The sequence below is a fragment of the Nocardia amamiensis genome (assembly GCF_015477605.1).
In the GTDB taxonomy this organism is placed as follows: Bacteria; Actinomycetota; Actinomycetes; order Mycobacteriales; family Mycobacteriaceae; genus Nocardia; species Nocardia amamiensis_A.
Genome location: NZ_JADLQX010000002.1, coordinates 280,133 through 296,751, shown reverse-complemented (window position 1 = coordinate 296,751; position 16,619 = coordinate 280,133). Strand labels below are relative to the sequence as shown.

The window sequence follows — 16,619 nt, the reverse complement described above, 5'->3', positions numbered from 1 at the left end:
CCACCGCTCGCGCTACAGCAGCGCGGCGAGATTGCCCCGGTCTCCGATCACCACGTCGTCGAGTTCGAGCCAATCGGCCAGTTCACGCAGCGCGCCGGTGAGCGCGTGCGCGGTGGCTGGGGTGTCGTGGCCGGGCTCGGCGAACGCGGCCGGTACCGACAGCCGGCCGGCGGCGCGTTCCGCGCGCAGGTCGACGCGGCCGACGAGTTCGCCGTCGAGCAGGAACGGAAAGACGTAATAGCCGTGCACCCGTTTGTGTTCCGGCGTGTAGATCTCGATGCGGTAATGGAAGTCGAAAATCCGCTCGGTGCGGGCGCGGAAGAAGATCAGCGGATCGAACGGGCACAGCAGCGCGGCGCCCTCGATGCGGCGCGGCGTGGGCGCACCGGCCCGCAGATAAGCCGGTTTGCCCCAGCCCGCCACCTCCACCGGGATCAACTCGCCCGCGTCCACCAGATCGGCGATGGCCGGCTCGGTCTGGGTGCGCTGCAAGCGGTAATAGTCGCGCAGGTCGGCCTCGGTGCCGACACCGTGCGCGGTGGCCGCCCGCAGCACCAGCTCGCGGACCGCATCTTGCTCGGAAACGTCGCGCGCCAGCACATCCGGCGGGATCACCCGCTCCGCGAGGTCGTAATGCCTGGTGAACCCGACCCTGGTGGCCACCGACAGCGCACCCGCCGCGAAAAGCTGCTCGCAGATCAGCTTGGTGTCGCTGAGATTCCACCAGGAACCCTTGGGCCGCGGCTTGTCCAGTTCCAGATGGCGCTCCACCTCACCGGCGGTGGCAGCCCCCACCTCGGTGATCACGTCCAGGATGTCCTTGCCCAGGGTGGGATTGCGCTCCACCACCTTGCGCATGCCGGACCAGCGCCCGTGCTCGTACCGCCGCATCCGCCAGCGCAGCAGCGGCCAGTCCTGCACCGGGATCAGCGCGGCCTCGTGCGCCCAGTACTCGGCCAGCGCGCGGGGGCGCCGCACCCCGTTGCTCCACGCGGCCTGATCGAGCAGAGCGCGATCGTAAGGACCGATTCGGCTGAACACCGGCGCGTAATGCGCCCGCACCACCGCCGACACCGAATCCAGCTGGAGCAACTGCGTTCTGTCCAGTACCCCGAGCACCGATCGACGTGTCGCCCGCCCGGGCTTACGCCCCCCGAAACCCTGCGCCGCCAACGCCGTTCGACGCGCCGCCGCCGCACCCATCTTCCGCATGGACGAACCATGCCATGGGCCACCGACAGTGTTCGATTTGCAGCGCCTGCGGCGCTGCGCACAGCCACACTCACCGTAGGCACCATTCCGCTCGGTCCGAAGCCGCAGGAGTGCCGGACAGCCTCGGCTTCAGGTCGACACGGTGACCGCGCCGGTCGCGTCGATCTCGGTGCGGCGGTCTCGGTCCGACGCGGTCGCCAGGACGGTGGCCAGGATGCGGCGGCCGGTCGGGAGGATGCGGACCGTGACCGAGCCCTCGTTCGCGGCGTCCAGCTCGCGGGTGGCCGCGTCGATCACCTGCTGCCGGACCTGGGCCGGGACGCCCGCGAACCCGCCGTCATCGAGCAGGACCACTTCGACGCCACGCGAGCGGGCCCCGCGCGCCGCACTGCTGAGCTGGTCGGTGACCAGGTGTGGGGCCCGAAGGCCATCGCGCAGCTCGGCTTCCAGAAGCCGGCACTGTTCCCGCTCGGAGGCGGTGAGTTCGTCACCGTCGGCGATGCGTTCCAGGATCGGTCGCGCCACGGCGTCGAGACGGGCGATCTGCCGGTTGCGTTCCCCGTTCTCCGCGGCCATGGCGGCCTCGGCGGCGGCCCGCATGGTCGCCTCCTCCCGCAACAGGCGCAGCGAGCGCTGTGTGGGGCGCATGATCGCCGCGAACAGCGACACCCCGGCGACCGTGGCGACCGGCACTATCGAACCGACGACCACACCGGCCCGCAGCCCGGCCACCATACCCACCACCGCGATCACCGCGCCGATGCCCATCACGCCGAGCCAGGCCGCGGCCAGCCGTCCGCGCAACACCAGAACGGCGAGCACATACGACGCGGCGAACGCCGTCCACACCTGCTTCGACCAGCCTCGTTCGACGTCGAACGAGGTCAGGATCGTGGCCACCGGTCCGGCGGCGGCGACGAACACGGTCGCGGGCCAGGGCAGCGGATCGACCGGCAACGCCACGACCACGACACCGGCCAGCGCCAGCACGACCAGCGCCGCGACGGCGGCGACCAGCGGCGTTTCGGAGAAGTTCCGGACCATGTACAACACGATGGTCGCCTGCAGGATGACCAGGAACAGCCAAGCCGCCCGGTCGCGCAGGCCGAGCAGATCCCGCAGCCCGAATTCGCTGTCCTGCTCAGCCATTGCCGCCCCACACCAGCGTGACGGTCGTTCCCTCGCCGGGCTGGGATTCCACGAACCCGGCGCCGCCCGCCAGCTGTCGCATGCGGCCCAGGATGCTCACCGAGATACCGAGCCGATCGACGGGCACCTCGCTCAGATCGAAACCCGCGCCGTCGTCGCGGAACACCACCCGGATGCCGCCCGCGCTGATCGTCACGGTGACGGTTCGCCGCACTTCGCGCCCCGCGACGGTGGCGTGGCGCAGACTGTTGCGCGCGGCCTCGGCGAGTGCGGCGGCGATCGTGCTGGCGGCGGCGACCGGCAGGTGTAGATCGTCGAATCCGGACCAGCGCCGCGCCGTGAACCGGATGCCCGGGTTCACCTCGTGCACGGCCGAGCGCAGGAATCCGATCGCGGACTGCGCGTCAAGCCGGTCGGGTTCGGTCTCCCCGACCCGGCATTCGTCGAGTTGTTCCAGAGTTCGCTCGGCCTGGCGGCGCAGCACCGGCGATTCGGTCCCGGCCCGCGAGGCGTCCAGCAGGGTGGACAGCACCGCATCGTGGATCAGCGCGGCGAAGCGCGCGCGTTCCCGCTCTCTGGCCGCCGCGCCCGCGACCGCCGCCGCCCGGCTGCTCTCGATCGCCGATTCCCGATCCACCCGGTCGGCCGCGGCCCTGGCGTAGATCACACACCACAGGAACAACGCGCTGAGCCCGGCGGCCCTGGCGAAATCGCCGAGCAGCGCCAGCGCGGTGGTCTCGCGCAGCACGGTCAGATTCGCCAGCGCACTGAACGCGGCGCCGACAATCAAGTAGGTCACGGCGAACGGCGGACGCCACGCGAGCACCGCCGCGAGCACGCCCAGCGCCAGGACCCGGTACAACCACACCGAGGCCGCACCTTCGGCGTCCGGCCCGGCGTACGCGAACGGCACCACCGCCATAGCGGCGAGAAAACTCACCGCCGCCGCACCGGCGACCAGCTGGATCGCGCGCGGACCCAGTGCGATCGAGACCACCGCGAGCACCGGAAACCACCCGAAGGCAAGTAGCACCTCGACGGCCGTCCAGCCGACGGACACGAACCGGCGCTGGTCGGCGATCTCCGGTAGCTCGACAACGGCGGCGATCACCCCGGCGATGCCGATGGCGAGCCCCAGCCTGCGCAGGATGCGATCGGCAGCGCCCTCGGAGGTCTTCTCTCGGGACAGCGCGACGACACCGCGGCACCAACGGCTCGGACGGAGCCGGTCGGGCGGGAGCGAGCGGGAGTGCGACGGGGTGTCCAGCATGCTGGACGCGGTCATCCGCGCGGATGCCGCTCGGGAACCGGAAGCCATCCGTCCTCCACCGCCCGCTTGTACAGGTCGGTCTTGGTCGGCGCCGGACGACCGGCGTCGGCGTACTTCTGACGGATCCGGCCGAGATAATCGTTGACCGTCTGCTCGGACAGACCGGTCAATCGCGCGACCCGGGAGGCCTTCTCCCCGGACGCGTACAACGTGAGCACTTCTTCTTGACGCGGGCTCAGCCCCACGTCGGACAGTTGCGGGTCGCCATCGATGGCGGCCGCCCAATCGGTGGTGACCACCTGTTCGCCGGAGGCCGCGCGGCGCACCGCCGCGACGACCGTTGGCACGTCCTCGGATTTACGCACGACGCCGAGCACACCGGCCCGCGCGGCCGAGCGCACCAGGAAGGCATTGTCCGCGCCGGTGAAGACCAAGACCTCGATGCCGCGCGCACGCAGCGCGCGCACGTTGTCCTCGGGCGAGGACCCGTCGGCCAACCGCAGATCCAGCACCACCAGATCCAGTGGTGCGGCGCCGTCGGCGGCGGCGAGCAGCTCCGGCACGGTGCCCGCGGTCAGCACCAGATCGAGGTCGGTTTCCGGCGCAAGCATCGCGGCGAGACCGATCGCGACCGATTCGTGGTCTTCGACCAATCCGATCCGGCGCGGCGCGTTCTCGCCCCCTTCGGCCCACGTCACCTGACTCTCCCATCCGAGCTACTCACAACCCCACCGGAACAACAGCCATGACAGTATGCCGGTCGATGGTGCGGAATGGTCAGACACCAGAAATCGGGGGACGACTCAGACCATGAGTCCCGCGGCCAACGTCGCGCCGAGTTCCCAGCACCGCTGCAGGTCTTCCTTGTCGGGTGGACCGGACACCACGACAACGGCGGCGGCCTGCTCCCAGCCCAGTCCGGTGGTCACGCCGACCACGCCGCGCTCGGCGCCCTCGGTGCCTTCGTTCCCGTGCAGGTATAGGCCGTACGGGCGACCCCGGGTGGAATCGAGGCACGGGTAGTAGAACGTGTCGAAGGCGTGCTTGAGCGCACCGCTCATGTATCCCAGGTTCGCCGGGCTGCCGAGCAGGTACCCGTCGGCGGCCAGCACGTCGGACGCGGTGACGGCCAGCGCGGCGCGGCGTACGACCTCCACGCCTTCGATCTCGGGGTCGGTGGCCCCGGAGACGACAGCCTCGAACATCGCCTGCATGTGCGGGGACGGCGTGTGATGGATGATCAGCAACCGGGCCACCCTGCGATGGTATCGGCCGCCGGGATGGTCAGGTGTTGTCGCGCTCGTGCCGTTCCAGCGCGACCGCGCGGCGCATGGTCTCGCGAGCTCTGGTCCGGTCACCCGCGTAGTCGTAGGCCCGCGCCAGACGGTAGGAGACCCGCCAGTTGTCCGGATCGGCTTCCCATTCGGCCTTGACCTTCGCGAACAGTTCGTCGGCGGCCGCACGCTCGATGCGCCCGGACGGAAGGCGCGGCAGCTCTTCGGTGTCCAGTTCCAGACCCTCGTCGTGGATACGCCGCGCCAGGTGCTGATGCGCCAGCGCCGCGCGCACGGTGGCCGCGACGATCCAGACGCCCAGCAGCGGCAGGATCAGCACACCGACACCGATGACGATCGCCGCCACGTCACCGGAACCGATCAGACTGAACGCGATCCGGCCCAGCAGCAGGAAGTAGAAACCGAGCACCAGCACGAGCGCCGCGATCAACGCGACGACCTTGACGACCTCCGCGCCGCCCTTCGGCTCGACCGGTTCCGCGCTGCTCACGACCGCTCCTCGATCGGGCTCGGCGCCATCCTGCGCAACCGCGCCCGGTCTCCTCGGTCCACTCGCCCGCGCTCGGCTCCGGCACGAGCGAATGCTCGGCCGCGTCCATGATTCACTCGCCGGTGCTCGCTCACAGGTCCAGGAACGGATCGAGTCCGACGGTCAGGCCCGGGCGGTTGGCGATTTCACGCACACCGAGCAGCACACCGGGCGCGAAGGACGAGCGATCGATCGAATCGTGCCGGATGGTGAGGGTCTCCCCCTGGGTGCCGAACAGCACCTCCTGATGGGCGACGAGACCTGCCAGACGCACCGAGTGCACCCGCACCCCGTCCACGTCGGCGCCGCGCGCGCCCGCTAGCTCGGTCGTCGTCGCGTCGGGGCTGCCGCCCAGCCCTGCCTTGTCCCTGGCCGCGGCGATCAGTCCCGCCGTGCGGTAGGCGGTGCCGGACGGCGCGTCCGCCTTGTTCGGGTGGTGCAGCTCGATGACTTCGACCGAGTCGAAGAACCGGGCGGCCTGCTCGGCGAAACGCATGGACAGCACCGCGCCGATGGCGAAGTTCGGTGCGATCAGCACGCCGACGTCCGCACGGCCGGCCAGCCAGCCGCGCACCTCGGCCAAGCGGGCCTCGTCGAACCCGGTGGTGCCGACCACGACGTGAATACCGTGCTCCACGAGGAACTTCAGGTTCCCCATCACCACATCGGGGTGGGTGAAGTCGACGACCACCTGCGTCCGGGCCGCGGTGAACAGGTCGAGCGAGTCGCCCTTGTCGACTTCCGCGACCAATTCCAGGTCATCCGCCGCCGTCACCGCCGCGCAGATCGCCTGTCCGACTTTTCCACGCGCCCCGAGCACTCCGACCCGAATGGTCACCGCACCTCCTCGTTCCGCTTCGGTCGGTGTCAGCCTAGTGTGCGCCGTCGACGCAATCCGCTCGCAGCCCCGCACCGGGCCGGACGAACCCGAGACAGCCGCCGAACGAACGATGTCGGACGCTCCGTGCACAGACCGCGCCGGGCTGAGCGAAGGCACAGGCAGCCGCAGAAGGGAGCTGCCGGACTAAGTCCATCCATAGATCGCGCCGGACCGAGCGGAGCGAGGCAGCCGCACCCTACGCCGGACTGCCGACCTGCGCTGTCGGCGCGTCCGCCAGGTTCGCCGCCATTCGTTGCAGCATCCGCACGGTTTCGGCGAACTGCTCGCCGGTGATGCCGTCGGCCATCTGCCGCCTGCGCCGGCCGATCCGGACCCACGCCTCGTCGTGTGTCGCTCGTCCTGCCTCGGTCAGCGACAGCACACCTCCATTCTCGGAAACCAGCCCGTTTTCGATGAGGTCGGCCAGTTCGGCGGGCCATTCGGCGTCGTCGGACCAGAAGGTGTCGAGCGCGTCGCGGACGTCGCCGGCGTGCTGCGGCCCCTCCTCCAGTGAGTGCAGTACCTGCCAACGTCTGCGGCCGAGCCCGCCCGCGGCGAGATCCTCGTCGAAACGCTGGTTGATCAACCGGTCGAGTTCCACGAGCCAGTATCCGATTCCGCGCTGGATAGCCATCACGGCTCCTTATGCATGTCAATTAACAATTACATGTAGTATTACATATATTGGCCGGACGTGGCAGGCTGGGCAAATGGACGAGGATGACGCGAGCACCATTGCCGTGGAGGCGGCCATGGTCCGGATCCGGCGCAGGCAGACGCGTGGAGCGCTCAGCGACGGCGCGATTCCCGTCGCCGTGTTCCGCGTGCTCGACGCCGTCGCCGACGGTGCCGCCGACACGGTCGGCGCACTCGCTCCCGCTCTCGGTGTCGACCAACCGCGTGCGAGTCGCTTGGTCGCCCAGGCAGTCTCGTCCGGACTGCTGGAACGGGTCGCCGATCAGCGCGACGGACGGCGCGCGGTACTGCGCCTGACCCCCGCCGGACGCGACGCCGTCGCCACCGCCAAGGCCCGGCGTCGGGCCGCCATGGCCGCCGCCATGGCGGACTGGACCCCCAGCGAGCGCGCCGACTTCGCACGGCTGCTGGAACGATTCGTCGACGCGATGGACCGGGCCACCGAGTGAACGGCACACCGGGTCGCACGCGTCAGTCGAAGACGATCACCTGACGCAGGGCGTGGCCCGCGGCGAGTTCGTCCATGGCGCGGTTGATGTCGCCGAGGCCAACACGCGCGGACACCAGCCGCTCCACCGGCAGACGTCCCGACCGCCACATGCGGACGTACTCGGGGATGTCACGGGAAGGCACCGCGGAACCGAGATAACTGCCCACGATCGAACGTCCCTGCGCGACCAGCGCCAGCGGCGAAATGCTCGCACGGGCGTCGGGGGCGGGGAGTCCGACGGTGACCGTGGTGCCGCCCGGCGCGGTCGCGGCGACCGCGGTCTCGAAGGCGCGGATATTGCCGGCGGCCTCGACAACGACTTCGGCCTGCACACCGAGCTCGGCGACTTCGGCCGGGGTGTACACCACGTGCGCCCCCAATTCCCGCGCGAGAGTGAGCTTGTCGGGCACGGTGTCGACCGCGATGACCTCGTGCCCTTCCGCGGCCAGCGACACCGCGACCAGGACCGCCGCCATGCCGACACCGCCGAGACCGACGACCATGATCCGGTCGCCGATACGCGGCTTCGCCGAATTCAGTAGTGCGCCACCGCCGGTCAGCACCGCGCAGCCGAGCACGGCCGCGACCTCCGGGGGGACGTCGTCATCGACCGGGACCACCGACCTGCGGTCCACCACCGCGTGCGTGGCGAAGGCCGACACGCCCAGGTGATGGTGCACTTCGGCGCCGTCGCGCAGCAACCGCCGTCCCCCGCCGAGCAGTTCACCCGCGTTGTTGGCGATGCTGCCGGGCACGCAGGGCGTGCGGCCATCGGTCGCGCAGCCCGCGCATTCGCCGCAGCGGGGCAGGAAGGTCATCACGACGCGCTGCCCGGCCGCGATATCACTGTCGCCGGGGCCGACCGACTCGACGCGTCCCGCGGCCTCGTGACCGAGCAGCATCGGCACCGGCCGCACCCGGTTGCCGTCCACGACGGAGAGGTCGGAATGGCACAGCCCCGCCGCTTCGATCCGGACCAGCAGTTCGCCGGGGCCCGGTTCGCGCAGGTCCAGGTCGCATACCGTGATCGGCGTCGACTCGGCGAACGGTGCGGGCGCCGCGATCCGTTCCAGTACCGCGCCACGAATCCTCATTCCGCCGAGTTTAGTTCGCTGCGCTGTGCTCGTTCATGCAGCGCCTGCTGCGCTCGAAAAGCGGGGTCTGGCCGCTGCGGCGGCAGCACCACGGGACTTCGATTCCCCGGCGCTGGCGGGTTCCGCGATTCGGTGCTATCTTCGCCGACCGTGACGGTGCTCCCGTTGGCCGCCTTGTACCGAGCCCGGGGTCGGGATCGTCACGACTCAGAGGAGCAATTCCACTGTCCGTTCAGTTCAACCACACCATTGTCGGTTGTCACGACAACCGCGAGTCCGCCGAATTCTGGGCGGATATCCTGGGCTTGGAAGTCGGAGCACCGTGGGGACCGTTCATTCCGGTGTCCCTCGCGGACGGCGTCACCTTCGACTTCGCGAACGTGCCGGCCGATCTCGGCGAAATCCAGCCCCAGCATTACGCGTTCCTGATCTCCGAGGCCGAATTCGACGCGGCCTACGCCAAGATCCAGCGCTATCGACTCGATCATTGGGCCGATCCGCGCCGGCAGCGTCCTGGCGAGATCAATCACAACGACGGCGGGCGCGGCGTGTACTTCCTCGATCCCAGTGGTCATTACCTGGAGTTGATCACCGTCCCGTACGGCGGCTTTTGATTTCACTGGACGTACGATGCCGCGCATGGGTATCGATCTTGTCGGCGTGGTCGAGCGGTTGCATGCCGACCTCGCGACGTGGCTGGGCTCGCAGGCGCCGGTCGAGGTGTTCGAGCGGTTCGCGGCGGCGCAGCACGAGCGGTTTTCCATGGTGACGACCGGCGGCGACGTGCTGAGCCGCAGCGAGCTGATCGCCGTTGTGCGCCGAGCTGGGAACTCCGTGCCGGGGATGGCCATCGAGGTGTCCGAAGTCGAGGAACTCATGCGGTCGCAGAGCGTGGCGGTGGTTCGTTTCCTGGAGACGCACCGGGCGCCCGGAAGCGTGACCCGGCGGCGGGTCACCGCCGTGCTGACGATCGATGACCCAGGCGCAGTGCGCTGGTTGACCGTGCAGGAAACCGAAGCGCCAGTGGACTGACTGCCTGCTCACCCGGTCATGCTCCCGGCAGTGGGAAGCTCTAGCGGCGGCGGCCGCTCCCGACCGCGTGCCCGGTGCACCGAGCTTGTGCGAGATGGGAACCCGCGCGCCAGGACCCGCCGCAATAATGCGTCCGCGGGCGCATCGCCCAGACGGAATCTATTGGGATCCAACCGCTCTGGCAATGCGGATTCCTCGCCGGACGGGACGGTCCGGGCAATCCGGGCCGACACGACCGGCGAGGAATCCGGCACCGCCCGGGTCCTGTTGCGGTGTAGCCGCAGAACCCGGGCGGCTCGACCGGTGATCCTCGAGTGTCGGCACATGGCATCTACCTCCGTTCGGGCGGGCAGCTCGTCGGCTGCCGGGTGGACAGGTATCGAGAGCAGGATCAGGCGTAGAGCTTGGCGAGGAACGCGGTCATGTTGTCGCGCACCCGTTCGATCTTCTCCTCGAGCGTGAGATCCTCTCGATAGCGGCTCCCGAGCGCGGGCCGTTTCTTGTTGCGCGCGTACAGCGGGCAGGCGAGATCGGTGCACATGTAGGTTCCGACCGAGTTACCTCGCCGCCCGGATTCCCCCGCCTTGTGCGCGGTCATCAGGGATACGCCGCCGCCGACGTGGCCGGTCAGGCAGATCGTGCACATCTGTGCCCGGCCGTTGCCGCCGGTGGCGTAGCGCAGCGCGACGCCGACCAGGCGGTCATCCTGCGGGACGACGAGGTAGCCCCGGCCGGGCAAGGAAGGATCGCTCCAGCCGAGAAAGTCCAGATCGTCCCATGGCCGCTCGTCCAGGTCCCTTGGCACGGGCAGCCGCTTGGCATCTCCCTTCGAACAGTTGACGAACGACGATCGGATGTCGCGTTCGGTGACGGGTTCCATGACGGTTCTCCTTCGGTTGATCGGTGGACAAACCGAAGGGACGCTACGGTCCGATCCCGTCCCGGACAACGGATTTTTCCGGGACGATCAGGCGCAAAGCGATGCGCGGCCGGATCCGCTCGGCGACCGCGACGACGGCGGGTTCGGCTGGAGACCGAGCCGGGCTCCGGACTCAGCCCGGTCGGCTGATCGCCCGCCAGCACGCGGCGGCGATGTCGCCGAGCTGGTCCTCGGTCAGCTCCATTCCGCCGGCCGCGAGCCGCACGGCGGGCGCGAGGCCCAGTTCGTAGAGCACCTCGAGCGGCAGCGGCAGCAGCCGGGCGGCGACGTCGGGCAGCGCCACCTGCTCCACCAGCGGGTCACCGTCGGCGATCGCTGCCTGATGGGCGGCCTCGCGATACGGCGAGTTGTCGACCTGCAGCAGGAAACGGGCGTGATCGCGGTGTGCTTCGAGATAGCGGTAGCTGTTCACCCAGACACCGCGAAAACGCTCCGCCGGCGGCATACCGGCATCTAGGCCGGTCGTGGCGGCCGCCGCGAGCTGAGCCTTCGTTTCCCGGTAGGCGGCCAGCACCAGTTCGTCCTTGGACGCGTAGTGCGTGTAGGCGGTGCCGGTCGCCACACCGGCCTGTTTGGCGACGGCGTTCATCGAGGTGCCGTGAAAACCATTGCGCGCCACCAAAGTACGCAGCGACCGGCGGACCGCGGCGGCGCGGTCCACCGGCGCCGTCGTCATCTGCCCGCCGGGGCGGACACGTCGATCGACACCCCGGTCTCGCGCTCGGAGACCTCCCACAGCTTCGCGATCGCGGTGCTCATGCCGAACCTGCGGAATATCGGCTTGCGTACCGGCGGCCCGTTGTTGACGTACAGCGGCCCGTAGAACTCGCCGCCCTTCGCCGCCGGGTCCGTCGCCGCACGCAGCTGTGGCAACGCCCCGTCGGCCGCGGACATGCCCGTGTGCCGGGCTGCCCAGAGGCCGATGCGCTGAGTGAGACCTCCGCCGGACTCTTCTACGCTGACCGCTTGCAGGTTGGTGTCCGACAACCCCGGATGCGCGATCAGGCTCGCCGTGGCCGCGCCCGCCTTGTCGAACTCGCGCTGCAGGCCGAGGCCGAAGTGGAAGTTGGCGAGTTTGGCCTGCCCGTAGGCGCGCCACGGCCGGTAGCGGCCATCGAGGTGCGGGTTGGCCGGATCGACGGCGCGGCCCATGTGATGCGCCGTGCTCGTCACCGTGACGACCCGCGCGCCATGGGCCCGCCGCAATGCGGGCATCAGCAGCGCGGTCAGTGTCCAATGCCCGAGATGGTCCACACCGAACTGCGTCTCGAACCCGTCGACGGTCTTGGTCTCACCGATCGCCATGACACCGGCATTGTTGACCAGCAGGTCGACACGCTCATGGGCGCCGAGGATCTGCTCGGCCGCGGCCCGGACCGACGCTTGGGACGCGAGATCCAACGCCACCAGCTCGAGCGAGGCATCCGGCGCGCTGCCGCGAATCTCCTCGACCGCGGCCTCCGCTTTTCGCTGATTCCGTACTGCCATCACGACATGCGCGCCCTTCGCGGCGAGCTGTCGCGCGGTTTCGAGTCCCAATCCACTATTGGCGCCGGTCACCACGGCCGTCCGGCCGCGCTGGTCCGGGATCTGCGCTGCACTCCAGAACATCAGGACCTCCTGATTGAATGTTCATTCGGTCGTCTCCACAGTACCACCGATGCAGCACCCTGTTTCCCTACCGCGCCAGAAAGTGCCAGCCGAGCCATGCCCAGACAAGAACGGCGGCGATGCGCGCCGCCCGAGTGCGGGTCAAGTACCTGACCGTTTCACCGACCGGCGCGACCAGATCCCGGCGAACGTGCGTCAGTACGACCGCGCCTAGCGTGGCCACCAGGACCAGCGCGAACCCGATGACGACAATCGCCCGATCGCTCATCGCGACACCAGCCACCAGCCGGCACCCAGCCACACCAACCAGCCGGCCAACCGCAGCGGCCACTGCTCGAGTGCCGGATCCAGCAGCGTCGACAAGGTCGGGTGTTCCACACTCGGCCGCATCCGATCCGGTTGCCGCGCAAAGGCATAGACCTCCCAGATCGCCGCCGCGACCAGCAACGTCGACCACAGTGCCACGCCTCGCCGCAGCCGGGCGCTCGGTGCAGTCCGCACGGGCCGCGCACGCCAGGCCAGCGCCGAAGCCACGACCGTGAGCACGGCCACCAACGCCGTGGCCGACCAGCTGAACCGCCGGGTGGCGGCGCCACCGACCGCCAGCATTCCACCAGCGGCCAGCAGCGCGACCCGTCGCCGGAATGGTCGTGCCGGGGATGCCGGTTCGGTGGTCACATTGGCAGAATATGGCTCTCGGGCAACCGTCCCCGGCACATTTCTCATTTGCGGTTATCGAGGCCGCACACCTGGTCTCCGCCATCCGAGCGTTTTCTCGCTACACCGGCACGACCGGCACAAACTGCGACGGCGCGACCATGGGCCGCGCCGTCGCCGGGGCTATCTGCGAAAGACCGGCTCAGCCGGGTATGTGCGATTCGTGGGTGAACGGCTTGCTGCCCCGCACCGCGGGTTCGCCCTGCGGGTTGTTTTCGGCGCCATGGTTCGCGTGCTCATCGGAGGGGAGCCATTCGGCGACAGGGTTGTCGATGTAGCGCCATTCCGTGCCCGAGGGCCAGGGGCCTTGCCCTTCGTTCCAGGGTCCCCGGGCGCTCGCGGCGCCGTTGGACATGTTGAACGCGACGTTCTGGAACCGATCGTCGCCGGGCAATACGCCAGGTGGGAAGTTGACCGGCAGTTCGTTGAGGGCGGCCGTGAACTGCTGGAAGTGCGCGACTTCCCTGGTCATCAGGAACGACAGCGTGTCTTGCACGCCCGGGTCGTCGGTGAACTGCTTGAGGTACTCGTAGACGATCTTGGCCCGCGATTCCGCCGCGAGGTTGCTGCGCAGATCCACCGACGGTTCACCGTTGGCGTTGACGTAGGCGCCCGACCACGGCACGCCCGCGGAGTTGCTCACGTCGACGCCGCCGCCGGTCAGCGCGAAGTACACCGGGTTCATCGCGACCTGGTGGATGGCCTGGTCGCGTCCGCCGGAGGTCGACACGACCGGCATCCAGTCACACCGCTCGTTGGCCTGCTTCAAATCGTCGTTGAGCCCGTCGAGCAGCATGGTGATCATGGAGCCGACGATCTCGAGGTGGCTGAATTCCTCGGTCGCGATGTCCATGAAAAGGTCGTAGATCTTGGGATGCTTGCGACGCAGCAGGAACGCCTGACTGAAGTACTGCATGGCGGCTTTCAGTTCACCGTTGGCGCCGCCGAACTGCTCTTGCAGCAATGTCGCGAAACGCGGATCAGGCCGGTCCACGCGTACCTCGAACTGGAGCTCTTTGTTATGGGTGAACATCGCTCTCCTTACCAGTGTGGTGGCTGTTCGACGATCCACCGGCTATCCGGCAAAATCCCATGGAAACCGAGCTCGACGTCAGGACGTCTGAATAGCGCTCTCAGCATCGGACCGGCGCGGGCGGCTCGTGGTGTGGGCCGCCCTCGCTCCGCCTCCAGTGCCGTACCAGACCGGGGACGAGCAAAAATACGCATTTCTCGTACATGGCGACGATACGGGCCGGGGCTGCCAGGTGTTCGCAGCGACACGAGGGGTCGAGTGTGACCAGCACTGACCGAAGTTTCGATTCGCGGATCGCTTCAGATTGTCCGTGTTGGCGATCGCTGCCTCAGAAGACGATTATTCGTGGAGCGGATGACGGGATTCGAACCCGCGACCCTCACCTTGGCAAGGTGATGCGCTACCAGCTGCGCTACATCCGCACTCGCATCGCGGTGTTGTCCGTGATGCGACACAGAACATTAGCCGACACCCGGCGGGAAAAGCCAATCGCCGCTCATGCCGCCTGCTCGGCCGTCGCCCGATTGCGGCGCAGGCCGAGCCCGGCAGCGATCAGGCAGGCCACCGCCACCACGCCGACGAACCACGGGAACACGGTGCTCAACCCCCACGTGGTGGCGGCCCACCCGGCCAGGATCGTGGGCAGGGCCATGGCCGAGTAGGCCAGCAGGTAGTACGCCGACATCGTCTCGCCCCGCTTGTGTTGCGGCACAACGTCCGACAGATGACGCAGCGAACCGCCGAAGCCGAGGCCGAAGGTCGCCCCGAGCGTCACGCCGGCGACGAGGACCGCGACCCAGTTGTGCGTGGCCAGCGCGGGCACGGTCGACAGCAGCGACAGCGCCATGCCGGTGTCGCCGAGGATCGCGGCCCACCGTGCCGGCACACCGGTCGCGAACAGCTGGGCGGTCGCGCCGGAGAGTGCGGTCGAGGCGACCACCGTGCCGCCGAAGACCAGATTGTGGATGCCGGTCTGCTGCGCCGCCAGCGACGGGTACAGCGACAGCAGCACGCCGAGCACCGACCAGGCCGCCATCACGCCGATCGCGGAAAACCAGAAGTCGCCCCGGATTTCCGGCGGAACAGCCGGTTTCGCGATCCGGATGCGTCCGGACACCCGCGCGGAGTGCGGTTCCCGCAGTGCGAGCACGCCGGCGCCGATCGCCAGGCAGACGACGGTGATCACAACATAGGGTGTGCGCAGCGGATGCGGGGCGTACTGCGCCAGCAAGGCCGAGCCCAGAATCGCCACCGCCATACCGACATTGAACGCGACGCCGCTGAGCTGCCCGGACCGCGCTCCTCGGTGTGGCCGCAGATCCAGCAGCGCGGCAGCGCCCGCCACCACGGTCGATCCGACCGCCATCCCGTGCAGCGCCCGCGCGAGCAGCAGCATGGGCACGCTGTCGGCCAGCACGAACACCACCAATCCGACGATCATCGTGCCGAAGGCGCCCAGCAGCACCGGTTTTCGGCCCACCACGTCGGAGATCCGGCCGGAGACCAGCACGGCGCCGAGCGCTGCTATGGCATAGACGGCGAACACGATGGTCGTGGTGAGCGGCGAGAGATGCCACTGCGTCTCGTAGATGCCGTAGAGCGGCGCGGGCACACCGGACACCCCGAGTGCGACGCCGCTGGCCGCGAGAATCAAGGCGTAGGCCCAGCGCTGCGCGGTCTGCTCGTCGGCGGCCACCGCCATCGTCGCTGCCATCAGATCTCCGATCAGGTAAGTTTGATAGTGATCGAACCGCAGTCGACGATACATCCGGTACGACAATCATCAAACCTGAGAGTGAGCCAGATCATGGCCGACGCCAATGACACAGCGCAGGACTCGCCTCCGGTGGCCGGGCTGTCCACCGTGCTCGGCGCGCTGCAGGATCCGGTGCGCCTGGAGATGGTGCGCCGGCTCAGCAATGCGGGTACGGCCGTGCGCTGCGGCGCGCTCTACGAAGCAATCAACAAGTCCACCGCCACTCACCACTTCAAGATCCTGCGTGAGGCGGGCGTCACCGAGCGCCTGATCGTGGATGGCCACACCTGCCAGCGCTTGCGCGTCGACGACCTGGAATCCGCGCTGCCGGGCGTGATCCCGGCGATCGTCGACGCCGCCAATCGCTCCCACACCGAGTGACCCGGCGGGGCGAGCACGCGTTCAGCAGTTGTCGAAGCGCCACTGCCCGTCGATGAACGTCCAGGTCTTGGGCTTCGCGTCGTCCTCGGCCGCGCGGGCGTCGAAGTTCTTGACCGTAACCGATCCCGTCGTCCCCGACGTGGTGACGCTGACCTCGGACGGCTTGGTCTTCAGGTCCCTGCCGTCGTAGAGCTGCGCCATGGACGCCACGTAATCGTCCTGGTTCAGCGTGAGCTTGCATCGGGCGGAACGGAATTGGTAAGCGGCCGCGTAATCGTGACTTGCCAGAGCGGCGTTCAGCTCGGTCGCCTTCCCGCGCAGCGCGGCCGCGGTCGGCTCGCCGGGCTTGCCCGCGGCGTCCGCGTCCTCCCCGCCGCACCCGGCCAGCACCAGGATCGGCAGCGAGATCGCGCCCAGCACGCGAAGGGCACGATACGTACGGTTCATCTCGACTCCTTGCCAGAAATCGCCGGGTTCGGCACCCGGACAATCGAGTTCAGCGCCTTGCCGACGCGGAGGACGGCAAGACGGCCG

The 16,619-nt window shown here is 68.8% G+C and carries 21 protein-coding genes and 1 tRNA gene; 4 read left to right on the top strand and 18 right to left on the bottom strand.

What is annotated here, in order from left to right:
- Positions 1-12: 12 nt before the first annotated feature.
- The 8 genes from IU459_RS03890 to IU459_RS03855 form a co-directional block, all read right to left on the bottom strand.
- Positions 13-1,212: a winged helix-turn-helix domain-containing protein gene (locus IU459_RS03890; RefSeq protein WP_195128035.1), complete on the bottom strand. Its 1,200-nt coding sequence runs from the start codon at positions 1,210-1,212 to the stop codon at positions 13-15.
- Positions 1,213-1,341: 129 nt separating this feature from the next.
- On the bottom strand, positions 1,342-2,361 hold the full coding sequence (locus IU459_RS03885) for a hypothetical protein (protein WP_195128034.1): 1,020 nt from the start codon (positions 2,359-2,361) through the stop codon (positions 1,342-1,344).
- On the bottom strand, positions 2,354-3,679 hold the full coding sequence (locus IU459_RS03880) for an ATP-binding protein (RefSeq protein WP_228837289.1): 1,326 nt from the start codon (positions 3,677-3,679) through the stop codon (positions 2,354-2,356). The genes IU459_RS03885 and IU459_RS03880 overlap by 8 nt, the downstream gene beginning before the upstream one ends.
- Positions 3,643-4,329, bottom strand: coding sequence for a response regulator transcription factor (locus IU459_RS03875; RefSeq protein ID WP_040780472.1), 687 nt, complete (start codon positions 4,327-4,329; stop codon positions 3,643-3,645). The genes IU459_RS03880 and IU459_RS03875 overlap by 37 nt, the downstream gene beginning before the upstream one ends.
- A 105-nt stretch (positions 4,330-4,434) precedes the next feature.
- The gene (locus tag IU459_RS03870) at positions 4,435-4,887 is read right to left on the bottom strand and encodes a flavodoxin family protein (RefSeq protein ID WP_195128033.1); all 453 of its coding nucleotides are present in this window, start codon (positions 4,885-4,887) and stop codon (positions 4,435-4,437) included.
- 28 nt (positions 4,888-4,915) lie between these two features.
- Positions 4,916-5,416, bottom strand: a complete 501-nt coding sequence (locus IU459_RS03865) for a hypothetical protein (RefSeq protein WP_195128032.1) — start codon at positions 5,414-5,416, stop codon at positions 4,916-4,918.
- A 130-nt stretch (positions 5,417-5,546) separates the two neighbouring features.
- Positions 5,547-6,293 (bottom strand): 4-hydroxy-tetrahydrodipicolinate reductase, encoded by a 747-nt coding sequence (gene dapB, locus IU459_RS03860; protein WP_195128031.1) that lies wholly within the window; start codon positions 6,291-6,293, stop codon positions 5,547-5,549.
- 238 nt (positions 6,294-6,531) lie between these two features.
- Complete coding sequence (locus tag IU459_RS03855) at positions 6,532-6,969, bottom strand: MarR family winged helix-turn-helix transcriptional regulator (RefSeq protein ID WP_195128030.1); 438 nt, start codon at positions 6,967-6,969, stop codon at positions 6,532-6,534.
- A 76-nt stretch (positions 6,970-7,045) separates the two neighbouring features.
- On the opposite strand from IU459_RS03855, the gene IU459_RS03850 reads away from it, so the two are divergent.
- Positions 7,046-7,480 carry a MarR family winged helix-turn-helix transcriptional regulator gene (locus IU459_RS03850; RefSeq protein WP_195128029.1) on the top strand — a complete coding sequence of 145 codons (435 nt, stop codon included), beginning with the start codon at positions 7,046-7,048 and terminating at the stop codon, positions 7,478-7,480.
- Between the two features lie 22 nt (positions 7,481-7,502).
- Here the strand turns inward: IU459_RS03850 and IU459_RS03845 are convergent, their stop codons facing one another.
- Positions 7,503-8,615 carry an alcohol dehydrogenase catalytic domain-containing protein gene (locus tag IU459_RS03845; RefSeq protein WP_195128028.1) on the bottom strand — a complete coding sequence of 371 codons (1,113 nt, stop codon included), beginning with the start codon at positions 8,613-8,615 and terminating at the stop codon, positions 7,503-7,505.
- A gap of 224 nt (positions 8,616-8,839) precedes the next feature.
- Here IU459_RS03845 and IU459_RS03840 point away from each other — a divergent pair, with 224 nt between their 5' ends.
- Both IU459_RS03840 and IU459_RS03835 read left to right on the top strand, forming a co-directional pair.
- Positions 8,840-9,229, top strand: a complete 390-nt coding sequence (locus IU459_RS03840) for a VOC family protein (RefSeq protein ID WP_195128186.1) — start codon at positions 8,840-8,842, stop codon at positions 9,227-9,229.
- Between the two features lie 25 nt (positions 9,230-9,254).
- Positions 9,255-9,647: a hypothetical protein gene (locus tag IU459_RS03835; RefSeq protein ID WP_195128027.1), complete on the top strand. Its 393-nt coding sequence runs from the start codon at positions 9,255-9,257 to the stop codon at positions 9,645-9,647.
- A gap of 391 nt (positions 9,648-10,038) precedes the next feature.
- On the opposite strand, the gene IU459_RS03830 is transcribed toward IU459_RS03835, so the two are convergent.
- The 8 genes from IU459_RS03830 to IU459_RS03795 all read right to left on the bottom strand — a co-directional run bounded on the left by IU459_RS03830 (position 10,039) and on the right by IU459_RS03795 (position 15,662).
- Complete coding sequence (locus IU459_RS03830) at positions 10,039-10,527, bottom strand: FBP domain-containing protein (protein WP_195128026.1); 489 nt, start codon at positions 10,525-10,527, stop codon at positions 10,039-10,041.
- Between the two features lie 172 nt (positions 10,528-10,699).
- Positions 10,700-11,263, bottom strand: coding sequence for a TetR/AcrR family transcriptional regulator (locus IU459_RS03825; RefSeq protein ID WP_195128025.1), 564 nt, complete (start codon positions 11,261-11,263; stop codon positions 10,700-10,702).
- Positions 11,260-12,198: an oxidoreductase gene (locus tag IU459_RS03820; RefSeq protein ID WP_195128024.1), complete on the bottom strand. Its 939-nt coding sequence runs from the start codon at positions 12,196-12,198 to the stop codon at positions 11,260-11,262. Before IU459_RS03820 ends, IU459_RS03825 begins: the two co-directional genes overlap by 4 nt.
- A 67-nt stretch (positions 12,199-12,265) precedes the next feature.
- Positions 12,266-12,466 (bottom strand): DUF6186 family protein, encoded by a 201-nt coding sequence (locus IU459_RS03815; protein ID WP_195128023.1) that lies wholly within the window; start codon positions 12,464-12,466, stop codon positions 12,266-12,268.
- On the bottom strand, positions 12,463-12,876 hold the full coding sequence (locus IU459_RS03810) for a hypothetical protein (protein ID WP_195128022.1): 414 nt from the start codon (positions 12,874-12,876) through the stop codon (positions 12,463-12,465). Before IU459_RS03810 ends, IU459_RS03815 begins: the two co-directional genes overlap by 4 nt.
- 181 nt (positions 12,877-13,057) lie before the next feature.
- The gene (locus IU459_RS03805) at positions 13,058-13,948 is read right to left on the bottom strand and encodes a manganese catalase family protein (protein WP_195128021.1); all 891 of its coding nucleotides are present in this window, start codon (positions 13,946-13,948) and stop codon (positions 13,058-13,060) included.
- A 346-nt stretch (positions 13,949-14,294) separates the two neighbouring features.
- Positions 14,295-14,370 (bottom strand) — tRNA-Gly (locus IU459_RS03800).
- 74 nt (positions 14,371-14,444) lie between these two features.
- A complete protein-coding gene (locus IU459_RS03795; protein ID WP_228837288.1) occupies positions 14,445-15,662 on the bottom strand; it encodes an MFS transporter in 1,218 nt (405 codons plus the stop codon).
- A 93-nt stretch (positions 15,663-15,755) separates the two neighbouring features.
- Between IU459_RS03795 and IU459_RS03790 the strand changes: the two genes are divergently transcribed.
- Complete coding sequence (locus IU459_RS03790) at positions 15,756-16,085, top strand: helix-turn-helix domain-containing protein (RefSeq protein WP_195128020.1); 330 nt, start codon at positions 15,756-15,758, stop codon at positions 16,083-16,085.
- 21 nt (positions 16,086-16,106) lie between these two features.
- Here IU459_RS03790 and IU459_RS03785 read toward each other — a convergent pair whose 3' ends face one another.
- A complete protein-coding gene (locus tag IU459_RS03785) occupies positions 16,107-16,532 on the bottom strand; it encodes a hypothetical protein (RefSeq protein ID WP_195128019.1) in 426 nt (141 codons plus the stop codon).
- Positions 16,533-16,619 lie beyond the last annotated feature (87 nt).